The 17,746-nt window shown below is 27.0% G+C and carries 19 protein-coding genes and 1 pseudogene; all 20 read left to right on the plus strand.

Features of this window, described 5'->3' with window-relative positions; genetic code table 11:
• Window positions 1-113: 113 nt before the first annotated feature.
• Window positions 114-719, plus strand: coding sequence for a stage III sporulation protein AG (gene spoIIIAG, locus HUJ77_RS08760; RefSeq protein ID WP_291708203.1), 606 nt, complete (start codon window positions 114-116; stop codon window positions 717-719).
• A gap of 39 nt (window positions 720-758) precedes the next feature.
• Window positions 759-1,283 carry a SpoIIIAH-like family protein gene (locus HUJ77_RS08765; RefSeq protein WP_291708204.1) on the plus strand — a complete coding sequence of 175 codons (525 nt, stop codon included), beginning with the start codon at window positions 759-761 and terminating at the stop codon, window positions 1,281-1,283.
• 79 nt (window positions 1,284-1,362) lie between these two features.
• Window positions 1,363-1,749 (plus strand): Asp23/Gls24 family envelope stress response protein, encoded by a 387-nt coding sequence (locus HUJ77_RS08770; RefSeq protein WP_291708205.1) that lies wholly within the window; start codon window positions 1,363-1,365, stop codon window positions 1,747-1,749.
• A gap of 123 nt (window positions 1,750-1,872) precedes the next feature.
• The gene (nusB, locus tag HUJ77_RS08775) at window positions 1,873-2,277 is read left to right on the plus strand and encodes a transcription antitermination factor NusB (protein ID WP_291708206.1); all 405 of its coding nucleotides are present in this window, start codon (window positions 1,873-1,875) and stop codon (window positions 2,275-2,277) included.
• A 24-nt stretch (window positions 2,278-2,301) separates the two neighbouring features.
• Window positions 2,302-3,165 carry a tetrahydrofolate dehydrogenase/cyclohydrolase catalytic domain-containing protein gene (locus tag HUJ77_RS08780; RefSeq protein WP_291708207.1) on the plus strand — a complete coding sequence of 288 codons (864 nt, stop codon included), beginning with the start codon at window positions 2,302-2,304 and terminating at the stop codon, window positions 3,163-3,165.
• On the plus strand, window positions 3,140-4,342 hold the full coding sequence (gene xseA / locus HUJ77_RS08785) for an exodeoxyribonuclease VII large subunit (protein ID WP_291708208.1): 1,203 nt from the start codon (window positions 3,140-3,142) through the stop codon (window positions 4,340-4,342). Before HUJ77_RS08780 ends, xseA begins: the two co-directional genes overlap by 26 nt.
• 21 nt (window positions 4,343-4,363) lie before the next feature.
• Entirely contained in the window at window positions 4,364-4,576 is a 213-nt protein-coding gene (xseB, locus tag HUJ77_RS08790) for an exodeoxyribonuclease VII small subunit (protein WP_291708209.1), read from the plus strand.
• On the plus strand, window positions 4,569-5,438 hold the full coding sequence (locus HUJ77_RS08795) for a polyprenyl synthetase family protein (RefSeq protein WP_291708210.1): 870 nt from the start codon (window positions 4,569-4,571) through the stop codon (window positions 5,436-5,438). The genes xseB and HUJ77_RS08795 overlap by 8 nt, the downstream gene beginning before the upstream one ends.
• Before the next feature lie 19 nt (window positions 5,439-5,457).
• Window positions 5,458-7,317, plus strand: a complete 1,860-nt coding sequence (dxs, locus tag HUJ77_RS08800; protein WP_291708211.1) for a 1-deoxy-D-xylulose-5-phosphate synthase — start codon at window positions 5,458-5,460, stop codon at window positions 7,315-7,317.
• An 11-nt stretch (window positions 7,318-7,328) separates the two neighbouring features.
• On the plus strand, window positions 7,329-8,138 hold the full coding sequence (locus tag HUJ77_RS08805; protein WP_291708212.1) for a TlyA family RNA methyltransferase: 810 nt from the start codon (window positions 7,329-7,331) through the stop codon (window positions 8,136-8,138).
• 84 nt (window positions 8,139-8,222) lie between these two features.
• Window positions 8,223-9,080: an NAD(+)/NADH kinase gene (locus tag HUJ77_RS08810; protein ID WP_366033123.1), complete on the plus strand. Its 858-nt coding sequence runs from the start codon at window positions 8,223-8,225 to the stop codon at window positions 9,078-9,080.
• A 1-nt stretch (window position 9,081) separates the two neighbouring features.
• Window positions 9,082-9,531 carry an arginine repressor gene (locus HUJ77_RS08815; RefSeq protein ID WP_291708214.1) on the plus strand — a complete coding sequence of 150 codons (450 nt, stop codon included), beginning with the start codon at window positions 9,082-9,084 and terminating at the stop codon, window positions 9,529-9,531.
• Between the two features lie 17 nt (window positions 9,532-9,548).
• The gene (recN, locus tag HUJ77_RS08820) at window positions 9,549-11,243 is read left to right on the plus strand and encodes a DNA repair protein RecN (protein ID WP_291708215.1); all 1,695 of its coding nucleotides are present in this window, start codon (window positions 9,549-9,551) and stop codon (window positions 11,241-11,243) included.
• Window positions 11,244-11,425: 182 nt separating this feature from the next.
• Window positions 11,426-12,610 carry a SpoIVB peptidase gene (gene spoIVB, locus HUJ77_RS08825; RefSeq protein ID WP_291708216.1) on the plus strand — a complete coding sequence of 395 codons (1,185 nt, stop codon included), beginning with the start codon at window positions 11,426-11,428 and terminating at the stop codon, window positions 12,608-12,610.
• Window positions 12,611-12,836: 226 nt separating this feature from the next.
• Window positions 12,837-13,646, plus strand: coding sequence for a sporulation transcription factor Spo0A (gene spo0A, locus HUJ77_RS08830; protein WP_291708217.1), 810 nt, complete (start codon window positions 12,837-12,839; stop codon window positions 13,644-13,646).
• Window positions 13,647-14,172: 526 nt separating this feature from the next.
• Window positions 14,173-14,652 (plus strand): hypothetical protein, encoded by a 480-nt coding sequence (locus HUJ77_RS08835; RefSeq protein ID WP_291708218.1) that lies wholly within the window; start codon window positions 14,173-14,175, stop codon window positions 14,650-14,652.
• A 148-nt stretch (window positions 14,653-14,800) separates the two neighbouring features.
• Window positions 14,801-15,319, plus strand: a complete 519-nt coding sequence (locus tag HUJ77_RS08840; protein WP_291708219.1) for an NUDIX hydrolase — start codon at window positions 14,801-14,803, stop codon at window positions 15,317-15,319.
• Window positions 15,320-15,480: 161 nt separating this feature from the next.
• Window positions 15,481-16,116, plus strand: coding sequence for a stage II sporulation protein M (gene spoIIM / locus HUJ77_RS08845; RefSeq protein ID WP_291708220.1), 636 nt, complete (start codon window positions 15,481-15,483; stop codon window positions 16,114-16,116).
• 70 nt (window positions 16,117-16,186) lie between these two features.
• Complete coding sequence (locus tag HUJ77_RS08850) at window positions 16,187-17,065, plus strand: tyrosine-type recombinase/integrase (protein ID WP_291708221.1); 879 nt, start codon at window positions 16,187-16,189, stop codon at window positions 17,063-17,065.
• A gap of 172 nt (window positions 17,066-17,237) precedes the next feature.
• Window positions 17,238-17,746, plus strand: a pseudogene (gene deoA, locus HUJ77_RS08855) (pyrimidine-nucleoside phosphorylase); the annotation flags it as partial.

Below are 17,746 nucleotides of genomic sequence, written 5' to 3' on the forward strand. Positions count from 1 at the left end.
AAAAGAAAAAAAAGTAAATAATGAAGATGAGATTATAAGTTATTTAGCAGAGATTTTAAATATTAATAAGGAGCAAATAATGATTTATAAAGTAGATTAGTAGGAGTGAGAAAATGGGAAAAGGTAATTTTAAAGATGATTTAACTAAATTAATTAATGATAAAAAATTTTTAAATGTTGTAGTAATAGCATTAATACTAGCTTTTGTTTTACTTGCTATTAGCTTTTTAACTACAACTAGAAGGAAAGAAGCTAAAGAATCGATGAACTCAAATGTAGAAGGTGTAAGTAACTTAGATGAAGAAGTAAAGAGAACAATGAATAATTATGAAGAAAATGAAAAACAAACATTAAAAAACTTGCTAAGTAAAATAGAAAATGTAGGAAACGTTGAAGTGAAAATTAATTTTAAAAGTGGTGAAATTAAGGTTCCTGCAATAGAAAAAACTACTCAAGAATCAGTTACAGAAGAAACTGATAGTCAAGGTGGAAAAAGGGCAACTACTCAGCAAAATGGTGGAAGTAAAGTAGTTATAGCTGGTGATTCTGGTAAGAATGAACCTTATATACTACAGGTAAATAAGCCAGAGATAAGTGGTGTTCTAATAGTTGCAGAAGGTGCAAATAGTGCTAAGGTTAAATATGATATACAAGTTGCAGTATCTACATTATATGGAATATCTATAGATAAGGTTAATGTATATCCTATGAAAAATTAGCATATAAATAATATGAAAAATAGATGGGGGGAAATCAAAATGACAAAAAAACAATTTGGTATTATTTTCACACTTATGGCTCTTATAGTATGTGTAGGAGTTGTAGCAACTAGGATAAATAAAACTGGCTTAAATGATCCAACAGATTTTAGTCAAGTAATATCACAACAAGGAACAGATGAGGATAAAGAAAAGGGTAATGATAAGGAAACTATTGGAAGTCAAGAATATTTCTATAGTTTAAGAAGTGAAAAAGATCAACAAGATGCAACTACTATTCAAGAATTAGATGCACTAATTAAAGATGAACAAACTTCACAAGAACAAAAGGACTTAGCGACAAATGAATTAAGAGAAAAAACTATGATGAAGGATCAAGAAGGCAGAATAGAAGTAAGTGTAAAAAATAAAGGCTTTGAGGATGTATTATGTTCTATTGAAAAAGGTACCGTTAGAGTAGTAGTTAAAGCAGATGAGCTAACTGAAGCTGATACTGCTTCAATTCAAGAAATTGCTGAAAACATTTCAGGAATAAGCGATATAATAATTGAGCCAAAGAAATAATTCATTGTAATATGGAAATTGCTTTGATATAATTAACATAAGAAAGAGTTTTGAATTCAAAACGCTAGGAGGTAATCAAATGGACAATATGAACTACGAAGAAAATTTAGGTATAGTTAAAATATCTGATGAAGTTGTAAGCGTTATAGCTGGAATAGCAGCAGAGGAAATAAATGGAGTAGAAGATCTACAACACATGGCTGGTAATAACATATCACAATTGCTAAAAGGTAAGAAAAATGCTGGGAAAAATGTTAAAGTTACTTTAAATGAAGACTATGCTACTATTGAATTAAATTTAGCTGTAGAGTATGGTGTTAAAATACCTGAAGTGGTAAGTGCTGTTCAAGATAATGTTAAGAGAACTGTTGAAACTATGACAGGATTAAATGTTACAGCAGTAAACATTAATGTTCAGAACATTTATGTTCCTAAAATAGAAAAATTAGAAAATAAAGAAAAATAATCAAACCCTCTGATTTTTCAGAGGGTGTTTTTCTTGTGCTTTAAATAAATTTGTTGTAGTATATTTATGATTAGAAAGTTTTATAAGGTTAATAATAATATTAACAGTACTTAGGAGGATAAGATGAATAGAAAAAGATCTAGAGAAATAGCAATGGAATTACTATTTGGAATGACTTTAAGTAAAAATACACTTGAAGAAACTATAGAAACATTCCTAGAAGACTACAAAATGAAATTAAATACTATAGACTTAGATTACATAAAAGAAATACTTTTAAAGGTAGAAGAAAATAAAGTAGAGATTGATAAAAAAATAGAAGGAGCTCTAGCTAATTGGAAACTAGAAAGAGTTTCTAAAGTTAATTTATCAATATTAAGATTAGCTATAGCAGAAATGCTTTATATGGAAGATATTCCAGAAAAGGTAGCTATAAATGAAGCAATAGAAATGACTAAAAAATATTCAGAGGATAAAAGTGTATCTTTTATAAATGGGGTACTAGATAAAGCATTTAAGAATATTTAAGATAAATAGGGGGGGCTGTTTTTCATGAATAACATAATAGATGGTAAAAAGATTTCTTTAAAAATAAAAGAAGAAATCAAAGCATTTGTAAAGGGAAGATTAGAAAAAGGATTAAGAGCACCTAAAATAGCATCTATATTAGTAGGAAATGATGGTGGGTCAATTTACTATATTAATAGTCAAGAAAAAGTTGCAAATTCTCTTGGAATTGAATTTGATAAGATTATTTTAGAAGAAGATATAGAAGAAGATAATCTTTTAAAAATAATAAGTAAATTAAATGAGGATACAGGTGTTGATGGAATAATTCTACAGCTTCCTTTACCTAAAAATTTAAATGAAAAGAAAATAATTAATGCTATTTCACCAGAAAAAGACATAGATTGCTTAACTTATATTAATCAAGGTAAACTTTATTGCGGAGAAAATGTATTTTTACCTTGTACACCTAATTCTGTTATAACATTATTAGAAAAATATAATATAGAGTTAGAAGGTAAGAACGTTGTTGTTATAGGAAGAAGTAATATAGTTGGAAAACCTGTAGCACAATTATTACTTAATAAAAATGCTACTATAACTATATGCCATTCAAAAACTAAAAATTTAAAAGATCTTTGTAAAAAAGCAGACATATTAATTGTGGCAATTGGTAGAGCTAAATATATAAATAAAGATTATATTAACAAGAAATCTATAGTAATAGATGTTGGTACTACATCTTTAAATGGTAAAATAACAGGTGATGTAGATTTTGATGATGTTATTAATGAAGTAGAAATGATAACACCAGTACCAGGTGGTGTGGGAGCGTTAACAACTACTTTATTAATAAAGAATTCATGTGAGGCGTTAGTAAAGTATGAGAATGAAAACTTTAACAGTTAGTGAAGTTAATAATTATATAAAAAAAATATTAGATAATGATTATATTTTAAATAATCTAATAGTAAGAGGGGAAATATCTAATTTAAAATATCATAGTAGTGGACATATTTATTTTTCTCTAAAAGATGCAAGCAGTAAAATAAATTGTGTAATGTTCAAAAGTAGCTGTATTAATTTAGACTTTAAGCTGAAAGATGGAATGCAGGTTATAGCAGCAGCTAGATGTTCAATATACCAAGGAACAGGTTCACTTCAATTATATATTGATAAATTAGAAAAAGAAGGCTTAGGGGAGCTTCACATTAAATTTGAAAATCTTAAAAAGAAACTTCAAGATGAAGGATACTTTAGTATTGAAAATAAAAAGAGTATTCCTAAAATGCCAAGAAGGATTGGTGTAGTAACATCTGAAACAGGAGCAGTAATTAGAGATATAATAAATGTGACAAAAAGAAGAAGTTCATTAGTTGATATTGTTTTATACCCTGCGTTAGTACAAGGCGATGGTGCCTATAAGACTATTATAAAAGGTATAAAATACTTCAATAATAAAAAGAATGTTGATACTATTATTATTGGAAGAGGTGGAGGTTCCTTAGAAGAATTATGGAACTTTAATGAAGAAGAGTTAGCAAAGGAAATTTTTAAATCTAAAATTCCTATAATTTCTGCAGTTGGACATGAAGTTGATTTTACAATTTCTGATTTTGTTAGTGATTATAGAGCATCAACTCCTTCTCAAGCAGCAGAAATAGCGGTACCTTTAGAAAGTGATATAAAAAAATCTATAAAAGACTATGAAAACAATATTAATAAGATAGTTTTAGATGCTTTAAATTACGAAAAGGAAAGACTATATAATTATAAAAAATTAATTACTTCCATGAATCCTGAAGTTGCTTTATCTAATTCTTATATTGAAATAGATAGAATTTTAGATAAATTAAATAATGTAATACTGAATAAACTTGATAAGGAAAAAATGAAAATTCATTCCCTTAATGAATTACTTAAAGCACATAATCCCATAAATGTTTTAAATAAAGGGTATGCAATAGTACAAGATAAAGATAATAATATTATTTCTTCAAAGAAGTCTCTTGGAGACATAGAAGAAATAAACATTCTTTTTAATGATGGAAAAGTTAAAGGCAAAATTATAAAAGATTTTAATTAAATCAATGGGAGTTGAAGGTTTATGGCTAAAAAAGAGTCTTATGAAGAGATGTTAAATAATCTTCAAGATATATTAAATAAAATGGAAAGTAATGAGCTACCACTTGAAGAGTTAATGAAGGAATATGAAAGTGGAGTTAAACTAATAAATAAATTATATAAGACCTTAAATTCTTTAGAGGGCAAGATAAGTGTAATTAAAGACGAAATGGAAATGGAGCTAAAGAATGAGTAATAAAATCAATTATTATAGGGATTATATTAATAGTTATTTAGAATTGTACTTTAATGATAAAGGAAGTTATAATAGAATTATATATGATGCAGCGAGTTATAGCCTTAATATAGGAGGAAAAAGAATAAGACCTATATTATTCTTATTAACTTATAGTTTATATAAAGATAATTATAAAGACGTAATTGAGATGGCCTCAGCAGTGGAAATGATTCATACTTACTCTCTTATACATGATGATTTACCATGTATGGACAATGATGATTTAAGAAGGGGAATGCCTACTAATCATAAAAAATTTGGGGAAAGTATAGCTATATTAGCAGGGGATACGTTATTAAATGAGGCAATGAGTTTACTTATGCTTTTTTCTATAAAAAATGGGGAGAGAGCTTTACTTGCATCTAGGGAAATTTCAGAAGCAGCAGGACCAGAAGGAATGATTGGAGGTCAAGTTGTAGATATTATGGCTGAAAATAAAGAGATATCTAAGGAAGAACTTATCTATATGCATAATAAAAAAACTGGAGAGCTAATAAGAGCTTCAATTGTGTCTGCTGCTATTTTAGCAGATGCACCTAAAAAAGATATTGAAATATTAAATGAGTTTGGATTAAAGTTAGGGCTAGCATTTCAAATAAAAGATGATATTTTGGATATTACAGGTGAAGTATCAAAGCTTGGGAAAAATATTAATTGTGATGAAAATAAGTCAAACTTTATAACTTTATTTGGCTTAGAATATTGTGAGAGAGAATGTGTAAGATTAACAAATGAATGCATTGAATTGTTGAAGAGCCTTTCTGTAGATGCTATTGACTTAAACAGATTAACTTTAGAGTTATTAAATAGAGAATTTTAATAGAAAGAAAGGTTTGATTATGGGTAAAATATTAGATAAGATTACCTCTGTTGAAGAAGTAAAGAAATTAACCAATATAGAATCAGAAGTATTAGCTTCTGAAATTAGAGAATTCTTAATAGATAGTGTCTCTAAAACAGGTGGTCATTTAGCTTCCAACTTAGGAGTAGTTGAATTAACTATATCCTTGTTTAAAAGTTTTAATTTAGAAGAGGATAAAATAGTATGGGATGTTGGACATCAGTGCTATATTCATAAAATTTTAACAGGAAGAAAAGATCAATTTGATAAACTAAGACAATACAATGGCTTAAGCGGATTTCCAAAAAGATGTGAAAGTAAATATGATGCCTTTGACACAGGGCATAGTAGTACATCTATATCAGCAGCTTTAGGAATGGCTAGAGCTAGAGACATTAAAAAAGAAAAGAATGAAGTAATTGCAGTTATCGGTGATGGAGCCTTAACTGGAGGAATGGCTTTAGAAGCTTTAAATGATGTGGGCTTTAAAAAGACTAAAATGATAGTAATTTTAAATGACAATCAAATGAGTATTTCTCCAAATGTTGGTGGAGTTTCTAAGCATTTAAATAAGCTAAGAATGGAACCAAAATATAATAAATTGAAATCAGAAATAAATGAAACACTAAAGTCATCTAAAACAGGAGAAAAAGTTGCTACATATATTTCGAAATTTAAGGATGGATTAAAACAATTTATAGTTCCATCAATGCTTTTTGAAGATATGGGATTAAAATATATAGGACCTATAGATGGACACAACATAGAACTTTTAAACGAAGTTTTTGAAATGACAAAAAAGATTAATGAGCCAGTAATAATTCATGTGGTTACTAACAAAGGTAAGGGATATGAATTAGCAGAAAAAAATCCTAATAAATATCATGGAGTTAGCCCTTTTGATTTAGAAAGTGGAGAAACTAATGCTAAAAGCAGTAAAAATTATTCTAAAGCTTTTGGTGATGCAATGATTGAATTAGCAAAGGAAGATGAAAGAATAGTAGCTATAACAGCAGCTATGCCGGATGGAACTGGATTAAAAGAGTTCTCTAAGGAATTTCCAAATAGATTTTTTGATGTTGGTATTGCTGAAGGTCATGCAACTACTTTATCAGCAGGATTTGCAGCTGCAAATTTAAAACCAGTTTTTGCTGTTTATTCAACCTTCTTACAAAGGGCATATGATCAATTAATACATGATGTGTGTATTCAAAATATGCCAGTAGTATTTGCTATAGATAGAGCTGGTTTAGTAGGTGAAGATGGTGAAACTCATCAAGGAATATTCGATTTATCATATTTATCAGCAGTACCTAATATGACTGTTTTGGCGCCAAAGCATTTGGATGAAGTAAAGATAATGCTAGAATGGGCTTTAAATCAGAATGGACCAGTTGCACTAAGATATCCAAGAGGTGGAGACTTATGTGATACCTTGAAACCTTTAAAAGCAATAGAATATGGAAAATGGGAAAGAGTTTCTGATGGAGAAAAAGTTGCAATTATAGCTGTTGGTAAGATGCTACAATATTCTATCTTAGCAAAAGAAGAATTATTAAAGCAAGGAATTAATCCATTAATAGTTAATGCAACCTTTGTAAAACCTTTAGATAATAATATGCTAAGAGAATTACTAAATGATGGTTATGATATTGTAACTATAGAAGATAATATTATTAATGGTGGATTTGGTAGCTATGTATTAATGAGCTTAAATGAATTAGGCTTTAAAAATAAGTTTAAAGCTTTAGGATTTAAAAATAAGTTCGTACATCAAGGCGATATTAATACATTATATAAAGAAAACAAATTAGATGCAGAAGGAATTGCAGAATCAATTATAGAACTTTATAAATAAAGGAGATAAAAATGTCTGGGAAAAAAGAAAGACTTGATATACTTTTAGTTGAAAAAGGAATATTTACCTCTAGAGAAAGAGCAAAAACAAGCATTATGGCTGGTAAAATATTTGTTGATGGACAAAGAGTAGATAAAGCTGGTGAAAAAGTCAGTGTAGATGCAGATATTATTTTTAAAGGGCAAGAGATACCTTACGTAAGTAGAGGTGGATTAAAGCTTGAAAAAGCAATGAAGGAATTTGGAATTTCCTTAGAAAATAAAACATGCATGGATATAGGAGCCTCAACAGGTGGATTTACAGATTGTATGCTACAAAATGGAGCAAAAAAAGTTTTCTCAATAGATGTAGGATATGGACAATTTGCTTGGAAATTAAGAACAGATCCAAGAGTTGTTTGTATGGAAAGAACAAACATTAGATATGTAACTCCAGATGATATAGGAGAACCCGTTGACTTTGCATCTATAGATGTATCCTTTATTTCATTGAAAAAAATTATGCCTGCTACTATAAATTTATTAAGTAATGAAGGTGAAGTTGTTGCTTTAATTAAACCTCAATTTGAAGCTGGTAAAGAAAAAGTAGGTAAAAAAGGTGTAGTTAGAGATATTAATGTTCATAAAGAAGTAGTGAAAAGTATAGTTGATTATTTATACTCTGAAAGTTTAAATATATTATCAGTAAGCTATTCTCCAATTAAAGGTCCTGAAGGGAATATCGAATATTTAGTATACTTCACAAAAGATAAAAATAGAGAATCTACATTTTCTATAGAGGACATTGAAAATACTGTGAACGAATCACATAATTTATTATAATTTTATATTGAATCTTATTAAAGGCTTCTAGAATTAACTTGAAGTCTTTAATAAAATTTATGGTATAAGTAAGCTATAGGGGGCATGATTGTGAAGAGAGTTGCTATTGCAATTAATTTAGATAAAGATAAAAATATGGAAATGGCTTTAAAAGTAAAAGAAAAGCTAAATAAGTATTTTGATGATATAGAAGTTATCATGCTAAATAGTTATGATATAATTAATTATAAGTTTAGAGATTTACTAGATCTAATAATAGTATTAGGTGGAGATGGGACAATATTAAGTGTAGCTAGGGGTATTAATGGAAAGCTAGATGTACCTATATTAGGTATAAATATTGGAAACTTGGGCTTTTTATCAAGTGTAGAGTTTTCTGATATAGATAAAGCTTTAAAAAAATTAAAAGATGGTAATTACACATCTGAAAAAAGAATGTTATTAACTTGTGATTTTTCTTTGGAAAAAGTAATTAATGAATCACTAGCATTAAATGATATAGTAATTGCAAGAGGAAGCTTATCTAGAATGATAAGATTTGATATATATATAGATGGAAAACGATACTATAATTATAAAGGAGATGGACTTATTATAGCTACTCCTACTGGTTCAACAGCGTATTCCTTTTCAGCTGGAGGACCATTTGTTTATCCAACTGTAGATGCAATTACATTAACTCCAATTTGTGCTCATACAACTGGGATTCAACCTATAGTATTAAATAGTAATAGTAACATTGAAGTAAGAATTAAAAGCAATAATGATGAAATTAATGTTATTTTTGATGGTCAAAGCACTATTACTCATATAGATGAAGTTATAGTAAAAATAAAAAAAGCGAAAGAATATGCGAATGTTATTTTATTTGATGACTATGATTATTTTAAAGTATTAAGGGCAAAAATTATAAATAATTGGAAAGATTGTGAAGGTGATTAATTTGAAACTAAGAAGGCACAACAAGATACTAGAGATAATTAATGAAAAGGATATAGAAACTCAAGAGGAACTAGCAGAAGAGTTAAAAAAGGCAGGCTTTGACGTTACACAAGCAACAGTATCAAGAGATATAAAAATACTAAAATTAATAAAGATGCAAGGAATATCTGGAAGCTATAAGTATGCAGTTTCCTCTAAAGAAAGCAAGGACATTAACGACAAATTATCTAGCATATTATCTAATGCTGCTATATCAGTAGAAAATGTTGATAATTTTGTTGTAGTTAAAACACTAACAGGCTCAGCTATGGCTGTAGCCGAAGCAATTGATACATTATTTGATACTGAAGTTGCAGGTACAATAGCAGGAGATAATACTATATTTATCTTAGCTAGAAGCTTGGATAGGGCTGAAGAATTAGTTGATAAGGTTAGAAAAATGATTTTATAAATAAAAGGTGATTATTAATGTTATTACAATTAAATATTAAAAATTTTGCGTTAATTAGAGAATTATGTGTTGAATTTGGAAAAGGATTTAATATCCTATCTGGTGAAACTGGAGCAGGTAAATCTATTTTAATTGATACCATAGATTATGTTTTAGGTGGAAAGTTTTCAAAGGATTTAATAAGATATGGTGAAGATAAAACTTTTGTGGAGGCGATATTTTCCATAGAAAACCACGAAATTTTGGAGATACTAAAAGAACTTGATATAGATGATGAATTGTTAATTATTTCTAGAGAGACAACCTTTTCAGGCAAGAGTATTATTAAAATTAATGGAAGATCTGTGGTTTTATCTTATTTAAAGAGAGTAAGAGAAAAACTATTAGATATACATGGTCAACATCAAAATCAAAATTTATTAAATAAATCAAGTCATATACAATACTTAGATGATTTTATTGGGCAAGAATTATATCAATATTTAGATAAATATGAAGAGCTAAGAAAAGAGCAAAGTTTAATTGTAGAAAAAATAAAAGAGCTAAATGGAAATACTGATAGAGATAAATTACTTGACTATATTAAGTTTCAAATAGATGACATAGAAAAGGCAAATCTTAAAGTTAATGAAGAAGAAGATTTAAAGGAAGAGTTTAACCTCCTTTCAAATGCAGAAAAGATATCATTGGCATTAAGAAAAAGTTATGCTTTGTTAGATAGTCCAATTGAAGGAATATCTATAAATGAAGGATTATCTAAAGTAGTAAATGAATTAGCAAGTGTTGAAAAGCATTTTGAAAAAATTAAAGAAAAAAGAGAAAAAATAGAAGATTCACTTTATATTATAGAAGAAATTTCAAGGGATATAAGAGATCTTTCTTCAGAAATACATTATGATGAATTTGAATTAGAGAAAATTAATTCAAGAATATATGAAATAAGTTTATATAAGAAAAAATATGGTGAATCTGTTGAGGAAATATTAAACTACTTGCAAAAACTAAGAAATCAATATGATGAGTTAGTTAATTCTGAAGAAATAATAAATGAATTAAATTTAAAGAAATCAAAGATAGAAGAAGAAATGAAAGAATTATGTTTTGTAATGCATGACATAAGAGAAAAATATGCTTTAAGTCTTGAAGAAAAAATTAAATATGAATTAAATTATGTTGGTATGGAAAAGTCCGTAATAAAAATAGATATTGAAACTACAGATATATTTAATTCTAGAGGCTTTGATGAAGTAACATTTTTAATATCTACAAATCCAGGTGAACCTTTAAAGGTTTTAGAAAAAGTAGTTTCTGGAGGAGAACTTTCAAGAATAATGCTTGCTATGAAATGTGTATTTGTTGATAAAGATCAAATTCCAACATTAATTTTTGATGAAATTGACACAGGTATAAGTGGAACTATAGCGAAGAGAGTTGGAGAAAAAATGTTTGAAGTTTCAGCTAAGCATCAAGTATTATGTATAACTCATTTACCTCAAATAGCAGCTTTATCTGATTGTCATTATTTTGTTTCTAAAAGAGTAGAAGAAGGAAAAACTTTTACTGAAATAAAAACGCTGGATAAATACGAAAAAATTAAAGAAATAGCTAAAATGACAAGTGGAGATGAGGTTAGCGATGTAACCTTAGAAAATGCATCTGAAATGGTTGCTTTTGCTGAATTAAAGAAACAAGAAATATTAAAATGTGTATAAACTTATACATAAGTAAATATAATTTTGAACAAACTAAAATCATGGTTATTTGCCATGATTTTAGTTTTTTATTTTTTTAAGCTATATCTTTAAAATTTTTAACGATTTTAACAAACTTAATACAGCATATAAGAATAGTAATGAGGGAAAGTTAAATACAGAGAAGCAAAGGAGGAGATAAAATGAATATGAAAAAAATTAAATATGTAGCTATGATAATAACTCCAATGTTTATTCTGAGTTTATTTACTTACTTCTATTTGTTTAATATACCTAAAAGGATTTATATTAATGAAGATGCTGAAAGTATAAAAGTATCCAATAATATATTTATAAAGGATAGTAAAATAATTAAGGATAAATTAGAATTAAAGCTTTTAGGCTTAATTCCAATTAAGTCAGTTTCAGTTTCTAAAGTGAAAGATTTAGAAGTTTATCCAGGAGGGTTAAATGTTGGAATAAAGATATCAACAAAAGGGGTATTAGTTGTTGGTCATTCAGAAATTGATTCTATTATGGGAAAGATAGAAAGTCCTGCCAAAGCTTCTGGTATAGAATTAGGAGATATAATAATTAGGATTAATGGAGAAGAAATAGAAAATTCAAGAGATTTATCTCTAAAAATAAATAATTTAGAAACAGAAAATATATCTATAGAATATTTAAGAAATGGGATAAATAATAAAAAAGAAGTACATTTAGAAAAGGAAGATAATGAATATAAATTGGGACTTTGGGTAAGAGATTCTACAGCAGGAATAGGAACTTTAACTTTTTATGATAAAAAATCAAATTTATTTGGGGCTCTAGGACATCCTATAACAGATGGCGATACTAATAAACCCTTTAATATAAAAGAAGGGAATTTACTTAATTCATCAGTAATAAGTATAAAAAAGGGAGAAAAAGGAGCACCTGGAGAATTAAAAGGCCTATTTGTAAATGAAAGAGATAATATTGGTAAAATCGACAAAAATACAGAATCAGGAATTTTCGGAGTTGGTTCAGATGACCTGATAAATGGTGTATATAACAAACCTATTAAAATAGGATTTAGAAGTGAGATAAAAGAAGGTCCAGCAAAGATTATTACTACTATAGATGAAAATGGACCTAAAGCCTATGATATAGAAATACTTAAATTACTATCACAAGAAGAGCCTGGTGCTAAAAGTATGGTAATTAAAGTAGTAGATCCAGAATTGTTAGAAAAAACAGGTGGAATTGTTCAAGGAATGAGTGGTAGTCCTATAATTCAAGATGATAAATTAATAGGAGCAGTTACACATGTATTAATTAATAAACCAGATGTAGGATATGGTATATATATAGAATGGATGCTTAAAGATGCAGGTATTATAGAATAGTATAAGATTTTTTAAAAATTTTAATATAAAATTTTGAAAAAATTGTAAAAAAACTATTTTATTTAAATAATTTGTGATATAATGAATAAGAAAACTTTATAAAACGAAAGTATTTTAATAGAATGTCTATAAATAAAGTTTATAGAAGATTTATAAAGATAAAAATGAAAAGAACAATTATTTACTCATTTAATGTGGAGTATACGGGAAGATGGGGGAGAAAAGTATGAATGACTCTAAAATTTCAGTTTTAATAGCTGATGATAACAAAGAATTTTGCAGTATATTAAATGACTATTTATTAAATCAAAGAGACATAATAGTTACTGCAGTTGCTAAAGATGGAAGGGAAGCTTTAGCTTTAATTGAAGAAAAACAACCGGATCTAGTGGTATTAGATATTATTATGCCACATTTAGACGGTTTAGGAGTTCTAGAAAAATTAAATTCTATGAATTTAGAAAAGATGCCTAGAATAATTGTACTTTCTGCAGTAGGTCAAGATAAAATAACTCAAAAAGCTATAACACTTGGTGCAGATTATTATGTTGTTAAGCCATTTGATATGGACGTATTTACAAAGAGAATTAGAGAATTATTTAATGGTTCTTCAAATGATATTGTAAGAAAACCAACAAACACTATATTAGAAACTGAAAATAAGCCTATGTCAAAAGGACCAATAGACTTAGAAACAGAAATAACAAACATAATTCACGAAATAGGAGTGCCTGCACATATAAAGGGGTATATGTATTTAAGAGAAGCAATTACTATGGTAGTTAATGATATGGAGTTATTATCAGCTGTAACTAAGGAATTATATCCTTCAATAGCAAAGAAATATAATACAACTGCTTCAAGAGTAGAAAGAGCAATTAGACATGCTATAGAAGTTGCTTGGGGTAGAGGACAAGTTGATGCTATTAATAGATTATTTGGATATACAATTCACAATGAAAAAGGTAAGCCAACAAATAGTGAATTCATAGCTATAATAGCTGACAAGCTAAGACTTAAAAATAAAGTAAGCTAATTAATTTAAATTAATATAAAAGGTAACAAAATATAGTTGATGTAATTTCAAATCTATATTAAAAAGCAACTAATGAGTTATTAAACCTACTAAGTAGGATATTCATACATGTGAAATACTTCTATATGCAAATACAAATTGTATTGCAATTAGAGGTATTTTTTTATGAAAAATAAATTAAATATAAAATGAATATTAAAAAGTATAGCATACTTAAAATATTCTTTTTATATAAAAAAGTAATATTATCAGTAATAAAGGTTATAAAAATTGAATTAAATGTATAAATATGGTATAATTAGCGTTGAGATATGATTCAATAATAATATAAATACTTTATGAATTAGGAAAGATTATAAAATATTGCACGAAATAATGATTAGAAGGAATGAGGGATAATTAATATGATCTGTAATAAATAATGATATGAAGCTTATTAAGATTATAAGTATGATGCTATTTTAACTGATTAATAAAAATAAAAAAAGTAAAGAAGAATTAGAAAGTAGAGAAATATAAGTAATATATGAGTAAAGTAATTAATTTAGAAGAATTTAAAAATAAAGAAAGAAAAGAAATTGAAGAAATAGCATGTTATCAATATGGAGTTATTAAAATTAATGATGATTTATATTTATTTCCTGATGCATCCTTTACGACTGGAAGCTTAGACTTAAGTGTATTTCTTGCAAGTAATTTAAATATGAATATAGAGCAGTTATTAGAAGGTAAAGTTATTGATATTATTAATAAGGTAGTTGATTTACCTAATCAAAATGTAGATATTTTTTTAGCAAAAAAAAATGTGGATGATACCAATACCTTTGAAATTGTTAATGTTAGTAACAATAAAGGTTTTTTTCTATCTACTGATATCACTAATGATAGTGAAAGTAGAAAAATTTTTACTGCAATTATTGCTGGAGCTATTAAAAAAATAAATGTACGAGTTACGTATATGCTAGATTTTAGCTATGAACAATTAAAAGAAATTATATATAAATAATTTAGCAGGAGTAGTATGATAGGAAGTAATGGAGCTGCACTATCAGCTCTTTTTTATTGTAGTTTAATACCTATTTTTATTTATATAAATTACTATGATATACTATATATAAGAATGATTTAGAATAGTAAAAATTAAAGGAGAAAATATGGATTTAAAAGAGAAAATAATTAGTGAAAAACAAGTATATAAAGGGAGCTTTTTAGATATAGTAAATGTTGATGTAGTACTGCCAGATGGCAATAAAGTTTCAAGAGATGTAGTGAAGCATCCAGGGGCAACTGCAATAATTGCTTTCTTAGATGAAGAAAATATAATCTTAGTAGAACAATTTAGATTAGCATTAAATAGAATAATGCTAGAAATTCCTGCTGGAAAACTTAATAAAAATGAAGAAACTATGGAATGTGCTAGAAGAGAATTACAAGAGGAAACAGGATATATAGCAAAAAACTTAGAATATTTAGGAAGCATAGCTACTGCACCAGGCTTTTGTGATGAAATAATACACTTATATAAAGCAACTGATTTAACCTTAGGTGATAAGAATGAAGATGAAGATGAATTTACTAATGTAAAAATAATGAATATTAATAAGGTAAAAGAAATGATAAAAAAAGGTGACATAATTGATGGTAAAACAATAAGTATTTTTACTTATTTATAGATTTATTGATGAAAGCTATGTTAAATTGATTAATTAATCAATTTAACATAGCTTTTTAATTTTATATTTTAATACTTTTTTTATTTACATATATTCAATTATGAATAATAAAGGAGCAAGTATCATATTATGATTTATAGCAACTTATTAGGGGGAGTATTATGAATATAATGGATAAAATGAATTCTAATTTTAAAGAAAATAAAATTTTTTATTTATTGGTATTAACATTTTTCTTTGTTGGAATATTACTAGGTGCATATACCATAAAATATATGGATGGAGTAGATGCAAAGGATTTATCTGATTATTTCACAGGATTTATTAAAAGTATTGTAAATCAAGAAATTAAAACTAATGAATTACTTATTAGTATTTTTAAAAATAACATATTAACTATATTACTTATAATAGCACTTGGGTTCACAATTTTTGGAGCTCCTTTAATTTTAATCATTGATTTAGTAAAAGGATTTACTTTAGGATATACTTTTAGTTTTTTATTAACTACCTTCGAGGGGAAAGGTATTTGGATAGCATTAATTTCAACTGTTCCACAAAATTTACTTTATATACCTTTTTTTGTTGGCATAAGTATAATTTCATTAGAGCTTTCATCAGCTAGAGTTAAAGAAAAGTTTTTTGGTGGAGTAAGGTTTAGTAAAGAGACAAATAGTGGATTATTTATGAAATTATCATTCTTTTTTATATTATTTATATTAGGAGTTATAATTGAGTGTTATTTAAGTCCGGGATTGATAAGACTAGTGGTTACTAATGTTTATAAATTAACTTAAGCCAATGAAAATAAAGAAGGTATTATGAATTTTTTGTCGAATAAATATTATATTAGGATAGGGGATTAATATGAAAGAAATTGTGAATAATTATAAGGAAGCTTTATTAAAAAGTCATAAAAGTGAAAATACTGTATATGCATATGTAACTGATGTTAATTTATATGTAAAATATTTAAATAGCAAAGAAATTAATATAGATGAAACTGATAATGTATCAGTTCTAGGATATATTCAACATTTATTAAGTCAAGGAAAATCAGAAAGATCAATTAATAGAATAGTAATAAGCTTAAGAAGTTTTTATAATTATTTAAAAGATCAAGAAGTTGTTAGAGAAATTCCGAAGATTTATTATAAAAACACATCTACAACAAGAAAACTACCAGAAATTTTAACTATTGAAGAGGTAGACAGAATAATTAGAATTGTAGATAAAGATTCTAACAAGGGAATTAGAGACAATGCTTTGTTAGAGCTTATGTATGCAACAGGAATGAAGGTTTCTGAAATAATTAACATTAAGGTTTTTGATGTTAATTTAGAATTGAATTTTGTGAAATGCTTAGATAACAAGCATTTTGAAAGATTAATACCAATCGGTAGAAGTGCCGTAATAGCTTTAAATGAGTATCTTAGCATAAGAGATAGAGTAGCTTGTGAAGGTGTGGAAAATCTATTTGTTAATTTAAACGGAAATCAATTAACAAGACAAGGTGTATGGAGAATAGTAAAGGAATATTCACATAAGGCTGGAATTAAAAAGGAAGTAAATTTAAATACCTTTAGACATTCATTTGCTGTTCATTTATTACAAAATGGTGCAAATGTAAGAGCTGTACAAAAACTTTTAGGAAATCAAGTGTTAACTTATATGGACACATATTATGAAATAATTAATAATGATAAGATTAATATAGTATATAAAAACTCCCATCCTAGAGCATAATACTATTAAATAATTTATAATTCTAGGTATCTACTATTAAACGAGAAAATAAATTTAATTAGTTCTATAATATATAAATAGATGATTATAGAAATTTTTAATGCTAATATAGTATATAGAGTTATATTTATATAATAAATAACTCGCGTAAATAATAGGAGGACATATTCTAATGAGAATGTATGACATTATTCTAAAAAAAAGAAAAGGTCAAGAATTAACTAAGGAAGAAATTAATTTTTTCGTTCAGGGGTTTACAAATGGAGAAATTCCAGATTATCAAGCTTCTGCATTACTAATGGCAATATTTTTTAATAAGATGAATAAAAATGAAACAGCTGATTTAACTATGGCAATGGTTCATTCAGGAGATGTAATAGATTTATCTTCAATAAATGGAGTTAAAGTAGATAAACATTCAACAGGTGGTGTTGGAGATAAGACTAGTATTTGTCTTACACCTTTAGTGGCTTCATTAGGGGTACCAGTATCAAAAATGTCAGGAAGAGGTTTAGGACATACTGGTGGAACTATTGACAAACTAGAGTCTTTTAATGGCTTTTCTGTAGAGCTTACAGAAGAGAAGTTTATTAATAATTCTAATAATATTGGAATAGCAATAACAGGTCAAACAGGAAATATAGCACCTGCGGATAAAAAATTATATGCTTTAAGAGATGT

It is taken from the genome of Clostridium sp. (genome assembly GCF_021443865.1).
Taxonomy (GTDB): domain Bacteria; phylum Bacillota; class Clostridia; order Clostridiales; family Clostridiaceae; genus Clostridium.